At 29.6% G+C, this 25,420-nt stretch carries 26 protein-coding genes, 1 rRNA gene and 1 other RNA gene; 18 read left to right on the top strand and 10 right to left on the bottom strand.

The features are described from left to right. The first annotated feature begins 46 nt into the window (after positions 1-46). The 4 genes from rrf (at position 47) to ACPB8Q_RS04015 (ending at position 2,384) form a co-directional block, all read left to right on the top strand. Positions 47-161, top strand: a 5S ribosomal RNA gene (gene rrf / locus ACPB8Q_RS04000). 57 nt (positions 162-218) lie between these two features. Then, positions 219-481, top strand: an RNA gene (gene rnpB / locus ACPB8Q_RS04005) — RNase P RNA component. 164 nt (positions 482-645) lie between these two features. Further along, positions 646-1,407, top strand: a complete 762-nt coding sequence (locus ACPB8Q_RS04010) for an SAM hydrolase/SAM-dependent halogenase family protein (RefSeq protein WP_423791905.1) — start codon at positions 646-648, stop codon at positions 1,405-1,407. After that, entirely contained in the window at positions 1,395-2,384 is a 990-nt protein-coding gene (locus tag ACPB8Q_RS04015; protein ID WP_423791906.1) for a radical SAM protein, read from the top strand. The genes ACPB8Q_RS04010 and ACPB8Q_RS04015 overlap by 13 nt, the downstream gene beginning before the upstream one ends. Here the strand turns inward: ACPB8Q_RS04015 and nikR are convergent. After that, on the bottom strand, positions 2,347-2,772 hold the full coding sequence (gene nikR / locus ACPB8Q_RS04020) for a nickel-responsive transcriptional regulator NikR (RefSeq protein WP_423791907.1): 426 nt from the start codon (positions 2,770-2,772) through the stop codon (positions 2,347-2,349). The two genes, ACPB8Q_RS04015 and nikR, sit on opposite strands and share 38 nt — an antisense overlap. Before the next feature lie 85 nt (positions 2,773-2,857). On the opposite strand from nikR, the gene ACPB8Q_RS04025 reads away from it, so the two are divergent. From ACPB8Q_RS04025 to ACPB8Q_RS04055, 7 genes are read left to right on the top strand one after another with little or no spacing between them, the layout of a single operon-like run. After that, positions 2,858-3,742 carry a DUF2121 domain-containing protein gene (locus ACPB8Q_RS04025; RefSeq protein WP_423791908.1) on the top strand — a complete coding sequence of 295 codons (885 nt, stop codon included), beginning with the start codon at positions 2,858-2,860 and terminating at the stop codon, positions 3,740-3,742. An 11-nt stretch (positions 3,743-3,753) separates the two neighbouring features. Then, positions 3,754-4,536, top strand: coding sequence for a septum site-determining protein MinD (locus ACPB8Q_RS04030; protein WP_423791909.1), 783 nt, complete (start codon positions 3,754-3,756; stop codon positions 4,534-4,536). A gap of 2 nt (positions 4,537-4,538) precedes the next feature. Continuing rightward, positions 4,539-4,718, top strand: a complete 180-nt coding sequence (locus tag ACPB8Q_RS04035) for a hypothetical protein (RefSeq protein WP_423791910.1) — start codon at positions 4,539-4,541, stop codon at positions 4,716-4,718. A 2-nt stretch (positions 4,719-4,720) separates the two neighbouring features. Further along, complete coding sequence (locus ACPB8Q_RS04040) at positions 4,721-5,383, top strand: hypothetical protein (RefSeq protein WP_423791911.1); 663 nt, start codon at positions 4,721-4,723, stop codon at positions 5,381-5,383. A 30-nt stretch (positions 5,384-5,413) separates the two neighbouring features. Further along, the gene (locus tag ACPB8Q_RS04045; protein ID WP_423791912.1) at positions 5,414-6,151 is read left to right on the top strand and encodes a coenzyme F420-0:L-glutamate ligase; all 738 of its coding nucleotides are present in this window, start codon (positions 5,414-5,416) and stop codon (positions 6,149-6,151) included. Next, the gene (locus ACPB8Q_RS04050) at positions 6,148-7,653 is read left to right on the top strand and encodes a carbamoyltransferase C-terminal domain-containing protein (protein WP_423791913.1); all 1,506 of its coding nucleotides are present in this window, start codon (positions 6,148-6,150) and stop codon (positions 7,651-7,653) included. The genes ACPB8Q_RS04045 and ACPB8Q_RS04050 overlap by 4 nt, the downstream gene beginning before the upstream one ends. Positions 7,654-7,656: 3 nt before the next feature. Further along, positions 7,657-8,781: a methanogenesis marker 16 metalloprotein gene (locus tag ACPB8Q_RS04055; RefSeq protein WP_423791914.1), complete on the top strand. Its 1,125-nt coding sequence runs from the start codon at positions 7,657-7,659 to the stop codon at positions 8,779-8,781. On the opposite strand, the gene ACPB8Q_RS04060 is transcribed toward ACPB8Q_RS04055, so the two are convergent. Next, a complete protein-coding gene (locus ACPB8Q_RS04060; RefSeq protein WP_423791915.1) occupies positions 8,770-10,065 on the bottom strand; it encodes a proteasome-activating nucleotidase in 1,296 nt (431 codons plus the stop codon). The genes ACPB8Q_RS04055 and ACPB8Q_RS04060 overlap by 12 nt on opposite strands. A gap of 112 nt (positions 10,066-10,177) precedes the next feature. Here ACPB8Q_RS04060 and ehbP point away from each other — a divergent pair, with 112 nt between their 5' ends. The 3 genes from ehbP to cobS are packed head-to-tail and all read left to right on the top strand — an operon-like array spanning position 10,178 to position 11,888. Continuing rightward, positions 10,178-10,462: an energy-converting hydrogenase B subunit EhbP gene (gene ehbP, locus ACPB8Q_RS04065; protein WP_423791916.1), complete on the top strand. Its 285-nt coding sequence runs from the start codon at positions 10,178-10,180 to the stop codon at positions 10,460-10,462. After that, entirely contained in the window at positions 10,459-11,145 is a 687-nt protein-coding gene (locus tag ACPB8Q_RS04070) for a TIGR02253 family HAD-type hydrolase (RefSeq protein ID WP_423791917.1), read from the top strand. The genes ehbP and ACPB8Q_RS04070 overlap by 4 nt, the downstream gene beginning before the upstream one ends. Beyond that, positions 11,142-11,888 (top strand): adenosylcobinamide-GDP ribazoletransferase, encoded by a 747-nt coding sequence (cobS, locus tag ACPB8Q_RS04075; protein ID WP_423791918.1) that lies wholly within the window; start codon positions 11,142-11,144, stop codon positions 11,886-11,888. The genes ACPB8Q_RS04070 and cobS overlap by 4 nt, the downstream gene beginning before the upstream one ends. Here the strand turns inward: cobS and ACPB8Q_RS04080 are convergent. Next, complete coding sequence (locus ACPB8Q_RS04080; RefSeq protein ID WP_423791919.1) at positions 11,829-13,751, bottom strand: PINc/VapC family ATPase; 1,923 nt, start codon at positions 13,749-13,751, stop codon at positions 11,829-11,831. The genes cobS and ACPB8Q_RS04080 overlap by 60 nt on opposite strands. 2 nt (positions 13,752-13,753) lie before the next feature. Then, positions 13,754-14,392, bottom strand: a complete 639-nt coding sequence (gene engB, locus ACPB8Q_RS04085) for a GTP-binding protein EngB (protein ID WP_423791920.1) — start codon at positions 14,390-14,392, stop codon at positions 13,754-13,756. A 108-nt stretch (positions 14,393-14,500) separates the two neighbouring features. On the opposite strand from engB, the gene ACPB8Q_RS04090 reads away from it, so the two are divergent. Genes ACPB8Q_RS04090 through ACPB8Q_RS04105 form a run of 4 tightly spaced genes read left to right on the top strand, consistent with a single transcriptional unit; the run spans position 14,501 to position 18,998 of the window. Further along, a complete protein-coding gene (locus ACPB8Q_RS04090) occupies positions 14,501-15,235 on the top strand; it encodes a geranylgeranylglyceryl/heptaprenylglyceryl phosphate synthase (RefSeq protein ID WP_423791921.1) in 735 nt (244 codons plus the stop codon). Next, positions 15,232-16,512, top strand: a complete 1,281-nt coding sequence (aspS, locus tag ACPB8Q_RS04095) for an aspartate--tRNA ligase (RefSeq protein WP_423791922.1) — start codon at positions 15,232-15,234, stop codon at positions 16,510-16,512. The genes ACPB8Q_RS04090 and aspS overlap by 4 nt, the downstream gene beginning before the upstream one ends. Positions 16,513-16,567: 55 nt before the next feature. Continuing rightward, a complete protein-coding gene (locus tag ACPB8Q_RS04100; RefSeq protein ID WP_423791923.1) occupies positions 16,568-17,038 on the top strand; it encodes a gamma carbonic anhydrase family protein in 471 nt (156 codons plus the stop codon). Beyond that, a complete protein-coding gene (locus ACPB8Q_RS04105) occupies positions 17,031-18,998 on the top strand; it encodes a DNA topoisomerase VI subunit B (RefSeq protein WP_423791924.1) in 1,968 nt (655 codons plus the stop codon). Before ACPB8Q_RS04100 ends, ACPB8Q_RS04105 begins: the two co-directional genes overlap by 8 nt. Before the next feature lie 6 nt (positions 18,999-19,004). Here the strand turns inward: ACPB8Q_RS04105 and ACPB8Q_RS04110 are convergent, their stop codons facing one another. The 6 genes from ACPB8Q_RS04110 to ACPB8Q_RS04135 all read right to left on the bottom strand — a co-directional run bounded on the left by ACPB8Q_RS04110 (position 19,005) and on the right by ACPB8Q_RS04135 (position 25,419). Next, a complete protein-coding gene (locus tag ACPB8Q_RS04110) occupies positions 19,005-19,772 on the bottom strand; it encodes an ABC transporter permease (protein WP_423791925.1) in 768 nt (255 codons plus the stop codon). A gap of 6 nt (positions 19,773-19,778) precedes the next feature. Continuing rightward, entirely contained in the window at positions 19,779-20,639 is an 861-nt protein-coding gene (locus ACPB8Q_RS04115; RefSeq protein WP_423791926.1) for an ATP-grasp domain-containing protein, read from the bottom strand. A gap of 1 nt (position 20,640) precedes the next feature. After that, positions 20,641-21,480, bottom strand: coding sequence for an agmatinase family protein (gene speB, locus ACPB8Q_RS04120; protein ID WP_423791927.1), 840 nt, complete (start codon positions 21,478-21,480; stop codon positions 20,641-20,643). Between the two features lie 14 nt (positions 21,481-21,494). Then, positions 21,495-22,151, bottom strand: coding sequence for a type I 3-dehydroquinate dehydratase (gene aroD, locus ACPB8Q_RS04125; RefSeq protein ID WP_423793405.1), 657 nt, complete (start codon positions 22,149-22,151; stop codon positions 21,495-21,497). Between the two features lie 87 nt (positions 22,152-22,238). After that, positions 22,239-23,633: a V-type ATP synthase subunit B gene (locus ACPB8Q_RS04130; RefSeq protein WP_423791928.1), complete on the bottom strand. Its 1,395-nt coding sequence runs from the start codon at positions 23,631-23,633 to the stop codon at positions 22,239-22,241. 25 nt (positions 23,634-23,658) lie between these two features. After that, on the bottom strand, positions 23,659-25,419 hold the full coding sequence (locus tag ACPB8Q_RS04135; protein WP_423791929.1) for an ATP synthase subunit A: 1,761 nt from the start codon (positions 25,417-25,419) through the stop codon (positions 23,659-23,661). Position 25,420 lies beyond the last annotated feature (1 nt).

A 25,420-nucleotide genomic window follows, 5' to 3' on the forward strand; every position in this document is an offset into this window, starting at 1 on the left:
CTGAAAGGGCGCTAAGGGCTTATGTCCGGCCCCACTATTTATCCAACACGGCGGCCATAGCGGGGGTGACACACCCGGACCCATTCCGAACCCGGAAGTTAAGCCCCCCAGCGATGCCCCGAGTACTGCCATCTGGCGGGAAAGGGGCGACGCCGCCGGTTATTATTTATTATTTTATTTATTTTAGATAATATTTATTAATTTAAATTTAATTTTTGGTGAGGGGGCTGGTGGCTATCCCTCCAATAATGGAGGGAGGAAGTTCCGCCCACCCCAAATTTATGGGCTGAAACTCCCGAGAGGGAGTGGGAGGAGCAACAGAAACGACACGGCCTCGGGAGAGATGGTGATGATATCCAAAAATTGAAGACCTCCCGAGGAATCGGTGAAACGGGCTCCTCCCCAGCCCTGGGGTGCAAGGCGTTAAGCCGCTTAGCCGAATGCCACCGAAATTACAGAAGGCGGGCTATAGCCCCCACACCAAATTTAAAAATTTTAATTATATTAAAATTTATAATATAGATTATTTATTATTTTTATAAATATTATATCCATATATTTAAATATATATAATACAATTCCATAATTTTTTAAGAAGAAGTTATATAATAACTTCTTAAAATTCTAAATAAAAAGGATGATAGTATGGATATAATTACATTAACAACAGATTTTGGATACTCTGATGGATTTGTTGGAGCCATGAAAGGGAGAATATATTCTATTTTAAAAAAATATAATAGAAGAGTTGAAATAGTTGATATATGCCACAATGTTAGACCCTTTAACATCTACAATGGTGCTTATGTTTTATTAACATCTATTCCCTATTATCCTCCATCTGTTCATATAGCAGTTATTGACCCAACAGTTGGAAGTGAGAGGAACAGTATTGTTGTTAAACTAAAAAATGGGAGTTATATTGTTGCTCCAGATAATGGATTAGTTAGTTATGTAGTTAATAGAATTGGAATTGATAAAATATATAGGATTGATGAAACTAAATATAGTCCTTCATCTACATTTCATGGGAGAGATGTTTATGCAGTTGTAGGAGCAGAAATAGTTGCTGGGATATTTGAAGGAGAGGAAATAGATAAGATAGTTAAATTAGATGATACTAAGAAAAGAGTAATTCACATAGATAGATTTGGAAATATAATAACAAATATAAAAAGAGATGAAATAAACTTTAAGCTTTATGACTATATTAAAATAAAGTTTAAAACAAAGAAAGGAGAAAAAATTATTAAATGCAAATTTGTAAAGTCATACTTTGAAGGAGGAAATGAGTTTATTTGTCTAATTAATAGTGAAGGTTTCTTAGAGATAGCTAAGTTTATGGACAATGCAGCTAATTTATTAGATGTTGATTATTTAGATGAGGTAGAAATATGCAACCAATAGCAGTATGGATGCAAGATGATATATATAGAGATTTTAGTATTGGGAAAAGTTTAACCATTATTTTAAAAACTAAAGGTTGTTCTCATAGAAAATGTGTTTTTTGTTCTTATTATTTAGACTCAGCTAATGAAGAAGTGAGCAAAGAAGATTTAATTAAGCAGTTTAATTATGCAATAAATAAATATAATGATAAAATTAAAAATTTAAAAGATTTTTCTGTTAAAATATTTACTTCAGGTAGTTTTTTAGATGATAATGAAGTTCCTAAGGAAGTTAGAGAATATATTTATAAGAAGTTATCTGAATTTAAAAATCTAAAAGAGTTGGCTATTGAGTCAAGAGCTGAATATATAACTGACAAAAAACTGGAAGAAATTAGAAAATATTTAGATGTTAATGTTGAGATAGGTTTAGGTGTTGAGACAAGCAATGAGGAGCTTAGAGAGATTTTAGGGAAGGATTTAAAAAATGAAGATATAGATAGAGTTTTAAATTTATCTAAAAAATTTGATATTGGAATTAAAGCTTATCTATTAATTAAGCCACCATTTTTAACTGAAAAGAGTGCAATAAAAGATGCTATAAAATCAGCTGAATTTTGTATTAAAAAAGGTTTTTCAAGAGTTTCCTTTTGTCCTTTAACAGTACATAAAGATACATTAGTAGAAAAGTTATGGAAAAAAAAGCAGTATAGACCTCCATTTTTATGGAGTATTATTGAAATAATAAAATATCTTAAAGAAAAGTATCCTAATTATTTAATTATGGTAGATACAGCAGGTATTCCTTCTAAGAGAGGAGCACATAACAACTGTGAGTGTGACTATAAAATAAAGAATCTTTTAGAAAGATACACAATAACTCAAAATGTAGAGATTTTAAATATTGATTGCAAATGTAAAAAAGTATGGAAAGAATTTTTAAAAGTGGAAACACTACCTATTCAGGAATCTGTGTTGCTGGAGCCACTACACTAAGTTTAGCTAATTTTACACCTTTTGTAGAGTTTAACTTATTTTTTAGTTCAACAATTCTTTTAGCGTCTCCTTTAACCATAATTATTTCTAAACAATGTTTATCATCCAAATGAATATGCAAATTAGCTAAGATAACATCCCTATATTCATGTTGCAAATCAGTTATTTTTTCCATAACCTCTGGGGCATGATGATTATAAATTATTGATATAGTTCCAATTCTCTCCCCTTTTAAGCTTTTTAACCATTTATATCTTAAAATATACTCTCTTAAAGCATCTCTTATAGCCTCACTTCTACTGGCATATCCTTTTTCATCAATTATCTCATCAAATTCTTTAAGTAATTTAGATGGTAAAGATATACTTATCCTCTCCATATCACTCATGCTTTCACCCAAAAAATTAATAAAATTAATAACAAGTAATAACTATTACTCAAATATTATATAAAACAATATTATTTGTGAGAGCATGACACTAATTATTTGTTATTATGGAGCTAATGGCTCAGTTATTGCAGGAGATAAGAGACAAATATTTTTCAGAGGTAATGAAGAAAAAAGAAAGATTTTAGAAGAAAAGTTATATTCAGGAGAGATAAAGAGTGAAGAAGAGCTTTATAAATTGGCAGAAGAATTAGGAATAAAAGTTATTATTGAAGATAATAGAGAAAAAGTTTGGAGAGTTAATGATAAAGTTATAGCTGGAGAAGTTAGAAGCTTGGGAATAGATGCAAAAAGAAGAAGAGTATATTCAACAAAAAACAAATGTTGTATTTTAGAAATATTAAATGATGAAATAACTAATGAAATATATAAAGAAGGTTTTGGATTGATAGTTTTTGGAAATAAGTATTTAAAAGAAAAAGTAAGTGAAGAACTAAAAAATAAAGCTAAATTATTTCCAATGATGAATCTAAAAGAAATAGAAAATATCATAAAAGAGTTTTATAATAAATATAACTGGCATCCAACATTAAGTAAAGATGTAGATATTTTAAGTGTTGATAAGGAAGAGAAGAACTTTAAAGAGGTTATTAAAAAAGATGTTGAAAAGCTTTTTAAATATAGAGAGGAGTTAAGACAAAAGTTAATAGATTTTGGTAAAGTTATGACTATTATAAACAAAATTGTTAGAAATGGAGAAGTTGGCTATATAAAAGATGGAAAATTACATCTTTATGATGATTTTATAGCAATAGACAAAATATCTCCTGATGCTAAAAAATATAAGGTTATTGAAGTTGATGGAGATATAAAGGATGGAGATATTATTGTTATAGAAAATGGAGAAATGAAAGTAAAAAACACAGATAAAAAAGTAATGACTAACTATACAATTTGTTACAAATTTTGAGGGTGGAATTTATGGCAATTGCTATAGCTATTGCTTCTGGAAAAGGAGGTACTGGAAAAACTACAATTGCTGCTAATTTGGCTGTTGCTTTGGCAAAATTTGGAAAAAAAGTGGCTGTTTTAGATGCAGATATTGCTATGGCTAATCTTGAGTTAATTATGGGTTTAGAAGGAAAGCCAGTAACTTTAAATGATGTATTGGCAGGAAAAGCAGATATAAAGGAAGCTATTTATGAAGGACCTGAAGGAGTTTTAGTTATTCCAGCTGGAGTATCATTAGAAAAGTTTAGGAGAGCTAAACCTGAAAAGTTGGAAGAGGTTCTAAAAACAATTCATGATATGGTAGATATCTTAATTATTGATTGTCCAGCTGGAATTGGAAAAGAAACACTAATAGCTATTTCATCAGCAGATGGATTAATAGTAGTTGTTAATCCTGAAATATCCTCTATATCAGATGCTTTAAAAGTTTTAGCAATAGCAAAAAGATTAGGTACTGATATTATTGGAGCTATTGTAAATAGAGTTTCTAATGAAAGTACTGAGTTGAGTGTTAAAGCTATACAAACTATTTTAGATGTTCCAGTTATTGGAGTAGTCCCAGAAGACCCAAATGTTAGAAAAGCCGCAGCTTTTGGAGTTCCTTTAGTTGTTATGTATCCAGACTCTCCAGCTTCAGAGGCAATTATGCAAATAGCTGCTAAGTTAATAGGAGCTAAATATGAACCAAAAACTAAAAAGAAAAAAGAAGGATTTATTTCCAGATTCCTTAAGGGGCTATTTGGGAGGAGATAAAGATGGAACTCTTTATTATATATGTAGTTATGAGTATTAGTATTGGTCTAAATGTCATATTAGGAATTAAAGTATATCAGCTACAACAAGAATTAAACAACATAAAAAAAGCAACGGCATTAACAAAGGAGGAAGTACAAAAACTAAATGAAAGATTAAGAAGATTAAAGCTTGGTGAATAATTATGAAACTAAATTTACTAATGTTCTTGTTTTTATTTTTTGCCTTTACTATTGTTAATGCTCAAGAGATTGATATAGTTCCTAAAACACCTTATGTAAATGATTCAGTATATATCATATTTGAATGGAGAGCTCCAACTAATCTTGAAGATTTTAATTTAACAATAACCTCAGATACTATTGACTTTAAAAATACTACTTTATACTATGCAGGAGTTGCAAAAGATACCTTAATATTTAATATATTTGAGGGAACAGCAAAATATCCAGGAACAAATTATATAACAATTGATATGAGCTATTATGTAGATGGAACAAAAATAACAAAAACAATAACTAAGAATATTTATGTGCAAAAACCAAAAGTAATAATTAAATATGTTCCAAAGTACATTTATGTAAATGTGACAAAATACATAAATACTTCAAAATATGAAAATAATACATCATTAGTAAAAGAAAAAAATAACAACACAAATATAATTGAGGAAAATATTAGCACTAATATACAAAAAGAGAAGAACTCAACCAATAATTATACTACAACAAACACTAATACAACAGAAAGTAGTGGGATAACACCAATGACTATATTATATGGAATTATTGGGTTAATTTTAGGATTTGGAGCTACATATATGTTTATATATATTATGAAATTATAATTTATTTTTCTTTTTTTGGGAGATGAAATAATGATAAAAAGAAAATTAGAAGTTTTTGGTTTAGAAATGCCTATTATCAAAAAAGATGAAAGATTTGACTTGGCAAGAGAAATTGCTAAATTTCCTCTACAAGATTATGATATTGTTGTTGTAGCTGAGACATTAGTAGCTAAGTTGGAAGGTAGAGTTATAGACAAAGACAAAATAGTCCCATCAGAAAAAGCTAAGGAATTAGCTGAACTAACTGGAAAAGACCCAAAAATTGTCCAAGCTATTTTAGATGAGGCTAAAGAAATTATAAAAATAGGGAAAAACTTTATAATAACTGAGACAAAGCACGGTTATGTTATGGCAAATAGTGGAGTAGATGAAAGTAATACTTTGGGTATAAAGCTTTTACCAAAAAATCCTGATGAATCAGCAGAAAAGTTAAGAAAAGAGTTAGAAAAACTAACTGGAAAAAAAATTGGTGTTATTATATCAGATAGTGTAGGAAGACCTTTCAGAAAAGGAGCAGTTGGGATAGCTTTGGGGGTTAGTGGAATCTTAGCTTTATGGGATAGGAAGGGGGAGAAAGATTTATTTGGGAGAGAATTAAAATCAACAGAAGTAGCTATTGCAGATGAATTAGCAAGCTTAGCTAATGTGGTTATGGGAGAAGCAGATGAAGGAATCCCTGTTGTAGTTATTAGAGGAGCTAATGTTCCATTTGGGGAAGGTAAAGGGAGGGATTTAATTAGGAGTAAAGAGGAGGATGTATTTAGATGAACATTTTAGGAATACATGATGGGCATAATGCAAGCTCCACATATATAAATAAAAATACAATATTAGCTAACAGTGAAGAGAGATTTAAAAGAATAAAAAATTATAGAGGTTTTCCTGAAGAATCTATAAGATATATCCTAAATAAAGTAACAAATGTTGATGAGATAAAAGTTGGCTCAGTATTTAGGAGAAGAAACAAATTATTAAAAATTAGGGATTTTCAAAATAAATTAAGAAAAAATCTTGTTTTTATATACCATCATCTCTCACATAGTTATTTATATAAATTATCTGATTTTAAGGAGTGCTTAGTTATCTCATTAGATGGCTCAGGAGATGGTCTATCTTTTTTAGCATCAATAGGAAAGGATGATTTAGAAGTTATTTGTGAGAGTTCATACTTAGATTCTGTTGGAGATTTTTATGCATCTATAACAGAGTTGTTAGGTTTTAAACCTATGGAAGATGAAGGTAAAGTTATGTCTTTATCTTCTTTTACATCTGATTACTATTTTAATTTAAAAGTTATTGACTATATTGAGGAATTAAAAAGTTTTAGAAACTTTTTAGATGTTGTAGGTAGTGAAGCAACAAAAAAACTAAAATCTTTATTGAATTTAGATAATCTAGATTTTAATAAAAAAGTTGGAGTAGCCAAATATGCACAAAAAGTTTTAGAGGAAGTTGTTTTAAAAGCTATAAATCACCTATCTTCTGAGTACAATATAGAGAATATAGTTTTTACAGGAGGAGTTGCTCAAAATGTTAAATTAAACTCTAAAATTGCAGAAAATTTTAACTTATTTGTTCCTCCATTTATGGGGGATGAAGGTTTAAGTTTTGGAGCTGTTTTATCCTCAAAATACTTTAAAAGATTAGAAATAAAAAATACATATTTTGGTTATAAGATTGAGAATGAAAGAGTAGATAAAATATTAACCTCTCTGAACTCAACATATAAATACACTTACTTAGAAAATAAAGAAATTCCAGAAATTATTGGGGAGAAAATTTTAGATAATAAAGTTGTTTGTATAGCAAGAGATGAAATGGAATTTGGACCAAGAGCTTTGGGAAATAGAAGTATAATAGCTCTTCCAACAAAAGAAAATAGAGAAAGAATCAATAAAATTTTGGGGAGAGAGTGGTTTATGCCCTTTGCTCCAACTATCTTGTATGAGTATGTTGATGACTATTTAATAAATCCTAAGTATAGTCCATTTATGACACTTCTTTTTAAAGTTAGGGAAGAAAGAGTTAAAGAGATTGAAGGAGTTGTTCATGTAGATAAAACAACAAGACCACAAACATTAAAAAGAGAAAGTAATCCTCTATATTATGACATAATCAATTATATCAATGAAAATATAAACTTGCCAGTTGTTTTAAATACTTCATTTAATTTACATGGAGAGCCCATAGTTTGTAGAGAGGTAGATGCTTTAAAAAGTTTTAAATTTGATTATTTGCTTTTGGGGAATTATTTAATAGAGAAGGTGTAGGATGTGAAAGTAGTAACTGTTGATGAACTAAAAAAATTGATTAGAAATAATGAGGAAGATAAAATTGATGAGATTGATGTAGTTACTACTGCTACTTGTGGAATAATGTCTGGAACTTCTGGGATATTTCACTTAAATTTTAATACACTATTTAGAAGGGCTAAAAAAATCTTTTTTAATGATATTGAGGGAGTAGTAGGTGTTTGTCCAAATGAATATTTGGGAAGAGTAGATTGCATATTTTTTGGGGAGGTAGGATTTTTATTTAAAGATATTGTTAAAGGTAAGGATATAGATGTTAAAGTTATAACTGATGAAGGTAAAGAAATTGAAGAAATATTTAACATAGAAAAATTTGAAACAGCTAAAATGATTGGAACAAGATTTGCTTTTAAAAATTATTTAGCATTTACATCTAATAAAGAGACAGCTACAATTTTCCATAGATTCAAATTAAAGATAGGAGAGGCATCATTTTCCGGATGTGGTGAAATCAATCCACTTGAGAATATGATTATTAAAGATAAGAATGATGTTGTAGGGCTAAGAGGACTATTGAATGGAGCTGAGTGTTTAGTATTAGGTTTTGGAACAAGGTCAAGTTTAGAAAAACCTAACTTAATGATATCAGCAAATATGAAAGATATGGACAGTTACTATTTAGGAGGATTTTTAACTTCTGGAGGAATTGAGATATATAATACTGTTGCTTTGCCAGTAGATGTAAGGAAACATAGAGAGGCTTTAAAAAAATTAGATAAAGATATTCCTCTACCATTGGTTAATTTATTTGGTAGAGAGATTATAGATTATGGTAAGTATTCTGATGTCTGGGAGAATGTAGATTTAAGACCTAAAATATATATTGAGAAATGTAAAAATTGTAATATTTGTAAAGCAGAAGAGAGCTGTCCAACAAATGCAATAAAAAAAGAGAACAATAAAATTATTATAACTGAGGATTGCTTTGGTTGTGGAGTTTGTGGTTATGTTTGTGAAGTTTTTAAAATAAGATTAGGAGAAATTTGTGGGTTAAAAATTACTTGCAGACAATCAGATAGAAAAAGGGCTTTAAAGTTAGCAAAAGAGTTAAAGAAGAGAATTATAAAAGGAGAATTATCTATATAGAACTTCTAAGTGTTTTGGTTCTTCTTTTAATCTTTTCTTGCCCATAACTTTAAATACTGCTTTTAGGAAGTCCTCCATAGTTACATAATCTCTTTTGTCTCTTATTGCATTCATTCCCGCCTCAGTACATATAGCTTTTAAATCAGCCCCAACACATCCCTCTGTTAATCTTGCTATTTCTTGTAAATCTACATCTTTTGCTAAGTTCATATTTCTTGTGTGTATCTTTAATATTTCATATCTTCCTCTTTCATCTGGTGGTGGAACTTCTACTATTCTGTCAAATCTTCCTGGTCTTAAAATTGCTGGGTCTAAAATGTCTAATCTGTTTGTTGCAGCTATAATTTTTACATCTCCTCTTGGGTCAAATCCATCCATTTCAGCTAAGAGTTGCATTAATGTCCTTTGAACTTCTCTATCTCCACCTGTTAAAGCCTCTGTTCTTTTAGCAGCAATAGCATCAATCTCATCAATAAATATTATTGATGGAGCTTTTTCTTTGGCTAATTTAAATATATCTTTAACTAATGTAGCACCTTCTCCAATAAACTTTTTAACTAACTCAGAACCTACAACTCTAATAAAGGTAGCATTTGTTTCTCTTGCAACTGCCTTAGCTAATAAAGTCTTACCTGTCCCTGGTGGTCCATAAAGCAAGATTCCCTTAGGTGGCTCTATACCAACTTTTTCAAACAATTCAGGATATTTTAAAGGTAGTTCAACGACTTCCCTAACTTCTTGTATTTGCCTTTCTAATCCTCCAATATCCTCATATCTAACATTTGGTCTCTCATCTACTTCCATAGCTCTTGCTCTATAATCCTTAGTTTCTGGAAGGACATCAACAATAGTTAAAGTTTGTTGATTAAGACATACTCTTTTTCCAGGAGTTAGTTCATCAGGATTTACAAAGTGAGATATTGTAACTAAGAAACTTGGACCTGTAGAACTTCTAACAACTGCTTTTCTATCTCCAACCTTTTCAACAACTGTCCCAATTAATAAAGGAGGCATTCTCATTCTGTCCAATTCTCTTCTTAATATTTCATTTTCTTTAACTAAGTGTAAATTTTCTTTTTCTAATTCTTTCTTTTCTAACTCTAATTTTAGTAATTTTCCTTCCAATTCTGCAATTCTTGCATCTTTATCCAACTCAGATAGTTCTTTTGTTTCATCTTCTTTTTTTTCTTCTTTAAATTCATCAATTATTTCATTATCTAAATTGTCTTTTATATCAACTTTAATTTTTTTCTTACCAATATCAAAAAACTCCTCAAATACCATAACACATCACCAAAGATTAATAATAGTAATATACTATTTAATCCATATTATGGTAATAAGTATAATACATAAAATATTTTATAAATAACTTTACATTAAAAAGTTGATGACTATGCCAAAGATGGTTATACTACCAAAGATGGTTTTAGCATTAGGTGGATATATTAGAGAGACAGTATTCCCTTACACTGATGTAGAAGGTTTAAAGCCCTTTCCATACAGAAATATTATAGTTGGAAATCCTCTAAATGAGAGTGTTAAGATAGAAGTTCCTGTATATGATGAGGACTGGATAGAGAAGCATAAACAATTAGGATTAATTATTGTTACTGTTAATGAAGATGATGATTTTGTAGGGCTTTTTAAGAAAGTTAAATATATGGTGTCTAAGGAATGATTAAAGGAGTTATTTTTGATTTAGATGACACACTATACAACAGTTCTGAGTTTGTTAATATTGCAAGGAGAGAAGCTATAAAATCAATGATTGATGCTGGATTAGATGTTGATTTTAATACTGCATGGGAAATACTAAATAAAATTATTAAAGATAAAGGTTCCAATTATGGAAAACATTTTGATGATTTAGTTAAGGCAATATTAGGATATTATAACCCCATGATAATAACAACTGGAATAATAACATATCATAATGTTAAAGTTGCTTTATTAAGACCTTACCCAGATGTTATAAAAACTTTAATTGAATTAAAAAAAATGGATTTAAAGTTGGCTGTTTTAACTGATGGCTTAACAATAAAGCAATGGGAAAAATTGATAAGATTAGGAATTCATCTATTTTTTGATGAAGTTGTTACTTCAGAGGAATTTGGTTTAGGTAAGCCACATATTGAATTTTTTAAGTATGGATTAAAAAAACTAAATTTGAAACCTAAAGAGGTTATATATGTTGGAGATAGAGTTGATAGAGATATAAAACCTGCAAAAGCCTTAGGAATGATAACAGTAAGAATATTAAAGGGAAAATATAAAGATATGGAGGATAATATATCTGACTACAAAATTGAAAATATAAAAGAACTTCTCCCAATAATAAAAAATTTAGTGGAATCAAAATGAGAATAATAAAGTTGTTTTTTTCTTTTTTTACAAGAATTCCTATTAATGTGGAAAATTTTAGTTTAGAAGATATAGGTAAAAATTTTCATTTAGTTATTTTTATAGGATACTTTTTTGGAGTTATTGGTTATATTTTTGTTAAGTTATTATGTATATATCCTCTATTGTCTTCAACAATAACAATTTTTATTATTGAGTATTTAAATAGTTTTCAACATTTTGATGGATTATTAGATTTTGGAGATGCATGGATGAGCTTTAACAACAAATTAGATGCTTTAAAAGATAAGTATATAGGTGTTGGAGGTTTTGCTTTTGGATTTTTTATAACATTGATAAGTATTATCTCTTACTCATACTTTATTACTAATAGTTTAATATATTATATCTTTATTATAGAGGTGTTAAACAAATTAAGTATGATAAGTTGTGCTACTTTTGGAAATCCTCAACCATCTGGCTCAGGAAGATATATTGTTAAAAACTGCTCATTAAAAAATTTAATGTATGGATTAATTTTAGTTTTGCCTTTAATTTTAATTAATAAAGAGGTAATTTTTCTAATTATATGCTCTGTAATTGTTGGATATATTTTAAGTAGATATGCAAATAAAAATTTAAGTGGAGTTAATGGGGACATATTAGGAGCAAGTAATGAGATTAATAGAGCAGTAATATCCTTTTTAATAATCTTCTCTAACAACATCTACATAGATGTCCTTACCTTCTTTAATAGCTTTTAATATCTCCTTTCCTACTTTTGTTTTTTTGTTAATTCTTACAGTTCCATCAACTCTTGCTGTAACAGTTGTTAATAATTTATTATTATCAATATATATTTTTATATTTTCTCCAGCATAATCTTCTCCAACATCTACTACAACATGCTTATCAGTTTCATAAATTTTAAAACTCTCCAATTCATTATCTATTTCATAAATTTTGTTAAACTCTTCTTTTTCAAGATTTTCATCTTTTTCTCTTACAGATATTTTTAATCCCAAAGTATTTTCTAATTTAGATATTTCCTTACCACCTTTCCCAATTATACTTCCAATGTATCTCTCTGGGACATACAACTCAATAGAATCATCACCTTTAACTTTAACTATTGGTTTAGCTTTTCTTGGTAATAATCTTCTTAAAATTTCTTCCAATTTTTCTTCTGCATAGCTGTATATTGGAGGAGCTTTTTTCTCATCACCTTTTACTGGCATAACTACTACTTGCTCCCCATAAGTATAGATTTCATACTCTGTCTCTCCTGTTTCAAAGTCTTTAACTTCTATAACTGGCCTTGCTAAATCTTCCTCAACCATTCCATAAGGAACTTTAACAGTAAAATCTAACTCATAAACTTTCTGGATTTTACCATCTTTTATAAATATAACTGTATCTACAACCTGTGGGATAACTCCCAACTCAACTCTACCAATTAATCTTTGAATGGCATCTATTGGTTTTGAAGCATGAACAACTCCAACCATTCCAACTCCAGCTAATCTCATATCTGCAAAAATTTCAAAATCCCTTGTTTTCCTAACTTCATCATAAATTGTGTAGTCAGGTCTAACTAATAAAAGAATATCTGCTGTTTTTTCCATATCTCCCTCTAATGGAGCATATTGAGTTATCTCTTTACTAACTTGTAAATCTCTTGGGCTCTCCATTGTTTTAACTATTTTTCCTTTATTTTTATAGAATTCCGCCAAAGCAGTAACAAATGTCGACTTTCCACTTCCAGGTGGTCCAGAAATAAAGATTCCTTCTGCTCTTTCTTCCAATCTTTTTAAGAGTTTATCTGATAAATTATAATCTTCTAACTTAGCTTTTATTATTGGTCTTACAGCAGTAACTTCTAATGCCTCAGAAAATGGAGGTCTTGCAATTGAAATTCTTAGATTTCCTAATTGAATAACTGTTGCTCCTTTTCTTTGTATTTCAAATAATCCATTGTTTAATTCAGCATATTTTATAATATTATCAATAATCTCCTCCATTTCCTCTTTTGTTAGTTCTTTCTCACCAATTGGAACTAACTTTATATCTCCAGGCTTTCCTTTTTTTGCATAAGGAAGACAACCTTCTTTTAAATGAACTGACATTGTTTCTTCATCAAAAAACTTATCTAAAACTAACTCAATATCTTCTTCCTCTTTCTCTAAATATATTGCATCTATCCCTTGTGCCTTTGCTAAATTGTACTGTATCCAATCAGATGTTAGTAATATAGAATTTGTTTCCTTAGCAACATTTCTAATCATTGCATCAATTTCTCCACTTTTAGCTAAAGCTATTTCCTCCAAACTTGGTCTTTCTCCATAATACTCAATTTTAATTCCTTTCTCCTTAGCTTTTTCAGTAATTTTTCTTAATTCCTCTATTCCCTTAAATCCTATTTCTCTTCCTTTATTTGCTTGATATTCCAATTCTGAAACAACTGCCTCAGGAATAACTATTGTAGAATTTTCTAAAATTCCTTTATCTATCATCTCTGAAATTCTACCATCTATAACAACACAAGTATCAACACATATTTTTTTGCCTTTTAAATCCAATTCATCAATTTTTTTAGCTTCTAATTGTTTTCTTTCTTCTAAATTCATATTTATTCACCTTGTAGTTTTTTATAAATTTCTACTCTTTCTTTAATTAATTTTTTAATTTTATCTACACCCTCACCTTTCTTTAAAATTGCTGGAACTATAAATTTCCATTGAGTCCATGGTGGAGAACACTTTAAATATTCACAAATTTTATTTAAAATTATATCTTTTTCCTCTTTTTTTATCTTATCCATCTTATTAGCTACTAATATAGGAGATATTTTCAACTCAGTTATAAAATCAAACATCTCCAAATCTATTGGAATCTCTCCTCTATTCTCCCATCTCTCAACAATTTCAATAAATGGTTTAACATCAATAACATGAATAGCAGCTGCAATATTATCTGCATTCTCTTCTATATATTTAACTATCTCATCTTTTATCTTCTCTTGAACATGCTTAGGAATTCCTTTCATATATCCAAATCCTGGCATATCAACTAATATATAATCTCCTAAATCATACTCATTAATCTTTAAAGTTACACCAGGTCTTTTTCCTACTTTAATATCTTTTCTACCTGTTAGATGTCTAATTAAAGTTGATTTACCAACATTACTCCTACCTACAACAATAACCTTAGGTTTATTTTTGAGTTTTTGTTTTTTTAATTTTATATACTTTTCTAAAAAATTCATAATAATCACTTTAAATTTTTAATTTTATAAATTATATGTTAGATATTAAATATTATTTTTAATTTTTAATATTATTACTTTGGATAAATATAAGGGTGAGGACATATTTTGTTAGGTAGAGTAGAAAAAAAGCTAAATAGGATTATAGAGAATGAGGGAGCTGCCTATTTTATACTAATTGACCCTGAAAAAGATGTTGATTTAGAAAGTATTATGGATTATGCTGATGCTTTCTTAATAGGTGGAAGTTCAGGAATAGTAAATTTAGATGAAAAAATTAAAGAGATTAAAAAAGATACCAATATCCCTATAATTTTATTTCCTGGAAATGTTGATGGCATTTCAAAAGAGGCAGATGCAATATTATATATGAGCTTAATGAATTCAAGAAACACCTACTGGACAACTCTTGCTCCTACATTAGGAGCTATAAAAATCTTAAAGTATAAGATTGAGCCAATTCCAACAGCATATATATGTATAGAGCCTGCAAAAAATACAACTGTTGGATTTGTAGGAGACATAAATGAAATTCCTAAAAATAAGCCAAATATTGTAGCTATGTATTGTCTATCTGCCAAATTTTTTGGTATGAGATGGTGTTATTTAGAAGCTGGAAGTGGAGCAGAATTTCCAGTTAGTAATGAAGCTATAAAGATAAGTAAAGAGATAGCAAATATTAATATTATTGTTGGAGGAGGCATAAGAGATGAAAAAACTGCCTATGAAAAAGTTAAAGCTGGTGCTGATGTAATTGTAACAGGCACTTTAATAGAAAAAAATCCTGATAAAGTTGAACAAATATATAATGCAATAAAAAAAGCAGGGAGGGAAAAATTATGAGGATATATACAAGTGAAATAACTCCTGATAAAGATGGAGAAATTGTAGAGTTAGCAGGATGGGTTCATTCTGTAAGAGCATTAGGTAAGTTAGTATTTGTTATTTTAAGAGATAGAGAAGGGACAATTCAAATAGTTGCTCCAAAACAAAAAGTTGGAGAAGAACTATTTAAAAAAATAAAATCACTTGGACAGGAGGATGTTATAAAAGTTAAAGGTAAAGTTGTAGCTAATGAAAAAGCTCCTGGAGGAGTAGAAATTCTTCCATTGGAAGTTGAAATATTAAATAGAGCAGTAAGACCTCTTCCATTAGACCCAGCTGAAAAAGTTCCGGCTGAATTAGATACAAGATTAGACAACAGATTTTTAGATTTAAGAAAACCAAAAGTTCAGGCAATATTTAAAATTAGAAGTGAAATGTTAAAATCTGTGAGAGATACATTTTATAAAGAAGGATTTATAGAAGTTAATACTCCAAAATTAGTAGCAAGCTGTACAGAAGGAGGAACAGAACTTTTCCCAATATCTTACTTTGAGAAAGAGGCATTCTTAGGACAAAGTCCTCAGCTGTATAAGCAGATGTTAATGGCATCTGGATTAGATAGAGTTTTTGAAATAGCTCCAATATTTAGAGCAGAAGAGCACAACACAAGGAGACATTTAAATGAAGCTATATCTATAGATATTGAGATGGCTTTTGCAGATGATAAAGATGCTATGGATATGTTAGAGAAAGTTGTTTTAAATGCATTAAATGATGTTTATGAAAATAGAGAAAAAGAATTAAATATATTGGGAGTAAAATTAGATATTCCTGAGAAGATAGATAGAATTACTTATGATGAAGCCCTTGAAATAATAAAAAATAAAGTTCCAATTGAATGGGGAGATGATTTAAGTAGGGAAGCAGAGAAAGTTTTAGGAGAGGAAATGGGCTCATACTACTTTATAACTGATTGGCCTTTGGAAATTAGACCTTTCTATACAATGCCAAAAGATGAAAAAATTGGAAAAGCTTTTGACTTGATGTATAAAGATTTAGAGCTATCATCTGGGGCTCAAAGAATTCATCTATATGATTTATTAGTTGAAAGTATAAAGAAAAAAGGACTCTCCCCTGAAGGATTTACATTTTATTTAGAAGCTTTTAAATATGGTATGCCTCCACATGCTGGTTGGGGTTTAGGAGCAGATAGATTTACAATGGTATTGACTGGAAGAGAAAATATAAGAGAATGTGTATTATTCCCAAGAGACAGACAAAGATTGACTCCTTAATAGTTATTCTTTTTATTACTATTTAATTAAAATTTTAAAAAAAAAGGTTTTAACCATGTTTATAGCCAAGGGAGCTATTATTATTGGAGATGTTAAATTAGGTAAAGAGTGTTCAGTATGGTTTAATGCTGTTTTAAGAGGTGATTTAAATAAAATAGTTGTTGGTGATTATTCAAATATTCAAGATAATTGTGTAATACATTGCTCTAAGGATTATCCTACAATCATTGGAAAGTATGTATCAATTGGACATTGTGCTGTTGTTCATGGTGCTTATATAGAGGATAATGTTTTAGTTGGAATGAATTCAACAATATTAAATGGAGCAAAAATTGGAAAAAATTGTATAATTGGAGCTAATGCATTAATTCCACAAAATAGAGAAATTCCAAAAAATAGCTTAGTTTTAGGAGTTCCTGGTAGAGTTGTTAGAGAACTAAGTAAAGATGAAATTAAAAGTATTAAAGAAAATGCTTTAAGATACTGTGAATTAGCAAAAAAGTATTTAGAGGGAGAGTATGAGTGAAACTTTTAAGGAATTTAAAGAACATTCTGTTTCAGAATTTTTTAGAAAAAATAAACATATGCTTGGATACAGTGGAAAAATTAGAAGTTTAACAACTATTGTCCATGAGTTAGTTACAAACAGTTTAGATGCATGTGAAGAAGCAGGAATTTTACCAGATATCAAAGTAGAAATAGAAAAGTTAGGAACAGACCATTACAAGGTAGTGGTTGAGGATAATGGTCCAGGGATACCATTAGAATTTATCCCTAAAGTATTTGGAAAGATGTTGGCTGGAAGTAAGATGCATAGATTTATACAATCAAGAGGACAGCAAGGTATTGGAGCAGCTGGTGTTCTTTTATTCTCTCAAATGACTACTGGAAAGCCTTTGAAGATAACTACATCATTAGGAGATGGAGTTATTTATGAAGTTGAGGTAAAAATGGATGTTGAAAAGAATGAAGGTAAGATAGTTAGTAAAAAAGTTAAAAAAGGAAATTGGAGAGGAACAAGAGTAGAAGGTGAATTTAAGGAAGTATCATATAATAGAGGAGAGTATAGTGCTTATGAATATTTAAGAAGGATAAGTTTAGCTACACCACATGCAAAAATAATTTTAAAAGACCCTTATGGAACAGTTGTATTTGATAGAGTTATCAATGAAATTCCAAAAAAACCAGAAGAGATGAAACCTCATCCTTATGGTTTAACTGTTGATGAACTTCTTTATATTTCAAGAAAAACAAAATCTAAAAAAGTTTCATCAATGTTAGTATCTGAACTATCAAGAGTCTCAACAAATAAGGTCAAAGAATTAAAAAAATATTTATTAAGAGACTTAATTGTCAAAAAATTTAAAAACTCATTATTCTGGGATAGAGTTATAAAATGTTATTTAAATGTAGATATAAATAAATATCTAAAAAAATATGCTCAATATATTTCAGATGATGAGATTAAGACAGTTAAAAATCTTATAAAAAATCTTCCAGATAGTTTAGATGAACTAAAAAAGTATATTTATAAATATATGATAATGGATTACTTATTTTCAAAGTTATCTAAGGAAGATATAGAGAATATAAAAAATCATTTTAAGAAGATTCCAGATAACTTTATTGATTGGGCAGTTAAAAACTATTTATCTGCAACAGTTATTAATGAAATTGAGAAAAAACTAAGAAATATTGTTAAAAAACCAGATGAATTTTTAGAAGAAATTAAGAAGAAAAAATTAATTTCAGATGAAGAAATCAAAAAATTTGAAAATGAAGTTGAAAACTTACTATCAAAGAATCCAAAAGAATTAACATGGGAAGAAGCTGAATTATTAGTTAATTCTCTCCAAAGTATGGAATTTTTAGCACCTCCAACATCTGGTTTAAGACCTATTGGAGCAGAGAATATAGAAAAATCTTTAAAAGAGTTCTTAAAGCCAGAATTTGTAAAGGCAATAACAAGAAAACCAAAGACATACAGTGGAATTCCATTTATTGTAGAGGTTGGTATAGCTTATGGGGGAAATGCTGGAAAACAATCAGATTCTGGCAGGAAAATGGAAATTATGAGGTTTGCAAATCAGGTTCCTCTATTGTATGATGCATCTGCATGTGGTATAACTAAAGCTGTTAAGAGTATTAACTGGAAAAGATATGGAATAAAAGAAGATGCTCCAATAACAGTATTTGTCAATTTAGTATCAACATTCATTCCCTATACTTCTGCTGGAAAACAGGCAATAGCATGTAGTGAGACAGAAAATGAAGAAATATTTAATGAGATAAGACAGGCATTAATGATTTGTGCAAGAGATTTAGAGAAATACTTAGCAAGAATTAGAAAAGAATTGGAAGAAGAGAAAAAAAGAAAATATGTAATAAAGTATGCTAAAATATTTGCAGAGGCATTGGCAAATATATTGAATAAACCTAAAGAAGAAATAGAAATGAAAGTTATTGAACTATTAAGTAAAGGATAAAATTTTTTATTTTAGCATTTTTTTCCATACAAAATATTTCTTTTCTATGAATTTTAGGGCATAATCTAATATCAATCCTATGACTCCAATTACCACCATACATGCAACAACTACATCCATTCTACTTAGGGAATAGGCATACATAATTAAATAACCTAAACCTGAACTACTTCCTGGCAACATTTCAGCAGCAACTACACACATCCAAGCTATTCCAATCCCAATTCTTAATCCTGTTAATATATATGGAGAACTTGCTGGAATAACAACTTTTAGCAATATATCTTTTTCTTTAGCTCCTAATGTTAGAGCTGCCTCAATAAGTGAAATTGGAACACTTCTAACTCCTGCTATTGTATTTATTAATATTGGGAAAAAAGCACCTATAAATATAATAAATATCATTGAGGTCTCTCCTAAACCAAACCAAGCCAATGAAATTGGGACCCAAGCTAATGGAGGAATTGGCCTAATCAATTCTATAATGGTATCTAAAAAGCTATATACTAATTTATAATATCCCATTAAAATTCCTAAGGGAACAGCAACAAGTGAAGCTATTATAAACCCTGATAAAACTCTCTTTATACTAACTATTGTATTATCTATTAAACTTCCTGTCCCTAAAATTCCCTGATAAGGATGAAGAAGAACATTAACAACATCATAAACATGTGGCAATATCACTGGATTATTTATATATATAGCCAACAACTCCCAAACTCCTATTAAGAACAAAGGAGAAACTATTCTCAAAATTTTCTCAATTTTCATACAGTATCACAATTTAAATGTTCCACCTGAGACAGTAAAATATAGTTCTTCATTATTAATATTTTTTATTAAAAGTTTTGCTAAGGTAGGAATTGTATATAATTTATATACTGATGTGGTTATTCTTGGATTTATATCTACTATATGAATATCATCATTTACAACTACATCTACCCCAACATATCCAAAGAGACCCTCTATATTTTTTAGACATTTCTCAACTTCTTTAAATATTTCCCCTTTTTTTGGATGATTAATATTTATCTCCCCACCTTTATATCCACAATTGATAAATTGTCTATTTAAAGATAAAAAATAAATTTTATTTTTTCCTACTATTGAAGATACAGATAAGCTTTCACCCTCTACATACTCTTGAATAATATAACTTTCATCAATAAATTTAAATTCACCACCACATCCGTCTCTCTTCTTTATTATATATCTACCCAACCAAGTTTTTGGAATATTTACAATATCTTTTAGTTTTTTATACATAAGATATTTATCTCCAGCTATTTTAATGGCTTTGGATGATGAACCTAAATTTTTTATTTTGTATTTTTCTAAGATTTTAGTTAAATTGTATAGTATATTCTCCTCCTCAGGAGCTATAATTAAGGCATAATCAATATTATTCTCATTTAAAATATCCTCTAAAATTTTTTCAATATTTTCATTTCCTTCCACAATTTTTAAGTTTTTATTTTTTTTATATCTCTCAAAGAATCTTTTATGTAAAATAGTAATAACATCATCAATCTCCAAAAACTCTTTTAAAAGCTTAATATACATTAAAGTTCCTTCTTTTAATATACTTTCATTGTTAAAGTTAGTTGCTAATGCATACTCAAAAAATAGAATCATTTTAACCAACCATCAATAAAAGTTCTCTTGCAATCTTTGCAGCAGTTATTGATGTTATATTTGCTAAATCATATGTTGGAGAAACTTCAACAATATCAAAGCCAACAATATCCAAATCTTTTAATAGATATAGAGAATCAAACAGCTCCCTTGTAGAGAAACCACATGGCTCTGGTGTTCCTGTTCCAGGAGCATAAGCTGGGTCTAATACATCAATATCAATTGTAACATATATAGGGAGTTCTTTATCTTTTATTATTTCTAAATCTTCTTTTGATAATAGTGAAGATTTTAAATATATGTTGTTATTTTTAGCAAATAACCACTCTTCTCTATCTCCACTTCTTATGCCAAACTGATAAATATTTTTATTAATCTCATATATTCTTCTCATAACACATGCATGAGATAACTTATTTCCTAAATATTCATTTCTTAAATCTGCATGGGCATCAAACTGTATAACAATAAACTCATTATATTTCCTTTTTAAAGCTCTAACTATTGGATAGGTTATGGAATGCTCTCCTCCAAATATACAAAGTTTTTTATTATCCTCTAAAATTTTGAAAGTAGTTTCTTCAATAAACTTAAACATCTCTTCTTGATTTCCATATAAATCTAAATCTTTTAAATCTACATAACTTATTTCTGTTAAATCTCTATCTAATATAGGACTATAACTTTCTAATCCCCAAGACGCTAATCTTATAGCATTTCCTCCATCTCTTGAACCTGGTTTAAAAGAAGAGGTTCCATCATAAGGAACTGAAAAAATAACTATATCTGCTAAGTCATAATTGTCAGTTGATAGCATAAACTTACTATAATCAATAAACATCTCAATCCCAAAAACTATTTTTTTAATTCTAACATCTCTATAATTTTCTTCATTTTTTCAATATCTATCTGTCCTGGGGCAGATGACTTACCTTTATATGATGAGAATGTTAATATTGAACCAAAATATGGAGCTAATATTCTTGTTAATTTTCCTTCTTCTCCCATTCCAATAGCAATAATCTTTCCTTTATATTCATAAGACAACTCTAAAATAGTTAATATATCTTTTTTATCATTAACTTTTGTAGCTATCTTAGCAATATCTCCAAAAGATAAAGCATTATTTATTATTTCTTTTAATTTTTCTTTTTCAGGTGTTTCTTCAAAATTATGATATGACACAATAATCTTAGTCTTAGAATCTATTTTTTTCTTATAATCTACTAAAATAGGCAAATCAACATAATCATTTTCAACATCTACAAATTTTGCATTATTTCTTATTGCCTCAATTAAATATCCTGTTTTATTACCTTCAAAATATCCTCCTTGTTCTTTACTTCTAATTGTTATTATTGATGGATACCTACAAAAATCTTTAATATCTTCAATCTTCAACTCTTTTAAATAATCTAATCTAAACTCAACCAAATCAGCCAACTCTAAATATTTTTCAGCTGTTTTTAATGCTGATTCTTTATCTTTCTCAATAACTGGGAGGCAAATCATCATATTACTATTACCTCCTTAAAATTAAAATATTTGAATAAAAAAGTAATAAGAATACTATAAAATTTAAAATCAAAAAAGATTAAGTTATTTTTTTCTGAATTTTGGATGATATTTCTTAATAAGTTCTTCATCAACTCTCTTTAATTCTTCTAATGGTAATATAGCCAACAACTCCCATAGTAAGTCTAATGTTTCTTCTATACTTCTATCTTCATCTCCTTGATTGACAAATCTTTTTTCAAATTCATCAGCAAATTTTAAGTATGCTTTATCTCTCTCAGTTAAAGCTTCTTCCCCAACAACTGCTACTAAATCTCTTAAACTTCTACCTTCTGCATAAGCTGCATAAGCTTGATTTACTACTTTCTTATGGTCTTCTCTTGTTTTTCCAGGACCTTGACCACTTCCTGCTAACCTTGACAATGATGGAAGAACATCAATTGGTGGATATATACCTTTTCTATGGAGTTCTCTTGATAAAACTATCTGTCCTTCTGTGATATATCCTGTTAAATCTGGAATTGGGTGAGTAATATCATCATCAGGCATTGTTAATATTGGAATTTGTGTTATAGTTCCTTTCTTATTCTTAACTCTTCCAGCTCTTTCATACAATGTAGCCAAGTCAGTATACATATAACCAGGATATCCTCTTCTACCAGGAACTTCATTTCTTGCTGCTGATATTTCTCTTAAAGCTTCACAGTAGTTGGTCATATCAGTTAATATAACAAGAACGTGCATATCTTTTTCAAATGCTAAATATTCTGCAACTGTTAATGCCATTCTTGGTGTTAAAATTCTTTCAATTGCTGGGTCATTAGCTAAGTTAATGAAAACAACAGCTCTCTCTAATGCTCCTGTTCTTCTAAACTCTTCCATAAAGAAGTTTGCTTCTTCTGATGTTATACCCATAGCTGCAAAGACAACAGCAAACTGTTCTCCTTCTCCTCTAACTTTTGCCTGTCTTGCAATTTGGGCAGCTAATTGATTGTGTGGTAATCCTGAACCAGAGAATATAGGTAATTTTTGACCTCTAACTAATGTATTCATCCCATCAATTGTAGATATCCCTGTTTGTATAAAATCTTCTGGGAACTTTCTTGAAACTGGATTTAAAGGATAACCATTAATATCCAACTCTTTTTCTGGAACTATCTCTGGTCCTCCATCAATTGGCTTACCTCTACCATTAAAAATTCTACCTAACATATCTAATGAAACTCCTAACTTAGCTGTCTTTCCAGTAAATCTTACTTTTGTATTATTTGTATTCAAACCTGTTGTTCCTTCAAAAACTTGGACAACTGCTAAACCTTCTCTTGCCTCTAAAACTTGTCCCATTCTTTTCTCTCCATCAGGACATATAACCTCAACTATCTCCCCATAAGCTGCTCCTTCTACTCCTTCAACAACTAACAAAGGTCCTGCAATACTCTTAACTGATGTGTATTCAATAGCATCTCTTGATACAGCCATTATTTATCACCTTAAAAAATTTTATTTAATTTAAGGAGGAGAGCTCTTTTTTAATTTTCTCAATTATTTCTTTTGCTTTTACATTTATAAATTCTTCATGAGGCATATACTTCATTTTAGCAATATCTTGTTTTACTGAAACACTTAATATCTTAGCTGGCTCAACTCCTCTCTCAACAGCTTTTAAAGCTTCATGATAGAATGTCATAATTATCTTTAACATTAAGTACTGTTTCATTGGAGGACAATAAGTGTCTATTTCATCAAATGCATCTTGTTGTAAGAAATCCTCTCTTAACATTCTTGCAACTTCTAATATAACTCTCTCTCTATCTGGTAGAGCATCTGGACCAACTAATTGGACAATTTCTTGCAATTCAGCTTCTTTTTGTAATAAACTCATAGCTTCATCTCTTAACTCTCTCCAATCTGGTCCTGTGTTTTGTTTCCACCAATCTGTAACATCATCAACATATAGAGAGTAACTCATTAACCAGTTAATAGCTGGGAAGTGTCTTCTTCTGGCTAAGTTTGCATCTAATGCCCAGAATACTTTAACAATTCTTAATGTGTTAGATGTAACTGGCTCTGAGAAATCTCCTCCTGGTGGTGAGACAGCTCCAACAATTGAAACGAAACCTTCTCTATTATCCTGTCCTAAACATACAACTCTTCCAGCTCTTTCATAGAATTGAGCCAATCTTGAAGCTAAGTAAGCTGGATACCCTTCTTCCCCTGGCATCTCTTCTAATCTTCCAGATATTTCTCTCATTGCTTCTGCCCATCTTGATGTTGAATCAGCAGTTAATAAAACCCCATATCCCATATCTCTAAAGTATTCAGCTATAGTAATTCCTGTATAGACAGAAGCTTCTCTCGCAGCAACAGGCATGTTAGATGTGTTTGCAATCAAAACAGTTCTATCCATTAAGATAATTTCTTTATCTCCTTTTTTATATTTTATATGTGGGAACTCTTCAATAACCTCAGTCATCTCATTTCCTCTTTCTCCACAACCAATATAGACAACAACATCAGCATCAGACCACTTAGCTAATTGATGCTGAGTAACTGTCTTTCCACTACCAAATGGTCCTGGAATTGCTGCTGTACCTCCCTTAGCCAATGGGAAGAAGGTATCTTCTACTCTTTGTCCTGTTATCATTGGTATTTTTGGTGGTAGTTTTTCTTTAAATGGTCTTCCTTTTCTTACTGGCCATTTTTGCATCATTTTTATTTCTTTTTCTCCATCATCTGTTTCAACAATAGCAACAGTATCCTCAACAGTGAATTTACCTTCTTTAATTTCAATTATTTTTCCTTTTATTCCTACTGGAACTAATATTTTATGAGTTATTGGGTCTGTCTCTGGAACTAATCCAATAATATCTCCTTCTTCAACATAGTCCCCTTCACTTACAGTAGGTTTAAACTCCCATTTTATATCTCTTGGTAAAGCTGGAACATCCACTCCTCTTGGAATGAATATAGAGCCAGTTTTTTCTTCAATAGCTGTTAATGGTCTTTGAATCCCATCATACATTGCTCTTAACATTCCAGGTCCTAACTCAACAGATAGAGGAGCCCCAGTACCTTCAACTGGTTCTCCTGGTTTTACACCAGTTGTATCTTCATAAACTTGAATAACTGCTTTATCATCTCTCAATTGGATAATTTCTCCTGTTAATTTTTCTTCTCCTACTTTAACAACCTCATACATCTGAGAACCTTTCATACCTTCAGCCATAACAACAGGTCCAGCTATCTTTATAATCCTTCCTGCCATA

Origin of the sequence: Methanocaldococcus indicus (assembly GCF_049554935.1) — an archaeon.
Classification (GTDB): domain Archaea; phylum AGJL01; class Methanococci; order Methanococcales; family Methanocaldococcaceae; genus Methanocaldococcus; species Methanocaldococcus indicus.